This window comes from Cellulomonas telluris (assembly GCF_004886325.1).
Classification (GTDB): domain Bacteria; phylum Actinomycetota; class Actinomycetes; order Actinomycetales; family Cellulomonadaceae; genus Cellulomonas; species Cellulomonas telluris.
Genome location: NZ_QXFN01000106.1, coordinates 1 through 522, shown reverse-complemented (window position 1 = coordinate 522; position 522 = coordinate 1). Strand labels below are relative to the sequence as shown.

The 522-nt window shown below is 81.0% G+C and carries 1 pseudogene; it reads right to left on the bottom strand.

The features are described from left to right. Positions 1 to 38 precede the first annotated feature (38 nt). Positions 39 to 522 (bottom strand): annotated as a pseudogene (locus FB586_RS19625) (hypothetical protein); the annotation flags it as partial.

Genomic DNA, 522 nt, shown 5'->3' with positions numbered 1-522 from the left:
CCCGCAGGGCCCGGGTGGCGGCCGGGACCTGGCTCACCTCAGGAGCTCGGGTCCTTCTCGCTGAACCAGCCGCCGCCCTCGTCGGTCTTCTCGATCGGACGACCCGGCATGTCCTGGGCGCCGGGCGTACGACGCGGGAGCGGGCGTGTGCCGCCCGCGGCGGGCTCGGTCGGCTGGGCGGGCTCGGTCGGCTGGGCGGGCTCGGCCGCGGGCATCGGCTCCTCGGCGCTCACCTCGGACGGCGACGCGGGGCCCTGCGGCTCGGCGTCGCCCACCTGCGGCGCGTAGTCGTCGGACCGGTCGTCGACGCGCGGGTCGAGCCGGTCGGCGGCGCGGACCTGCGCCTCGTGGGCGGCCTCCTCGCGGGCGGCCTCGAGCCGCACCGCCTCGGCCTCGGCCTCGGCGCGCTCGGCGGCGGCCCGGGCCGGCTCGGCCTGGGCGTCGGCCTCGGCCGCGCGCTCCTGGGCGTGGGGCAGGGTGGCCTGGGCGGTGCTCGCGGCCTGGGCGCGCAGGTGGTCCGCG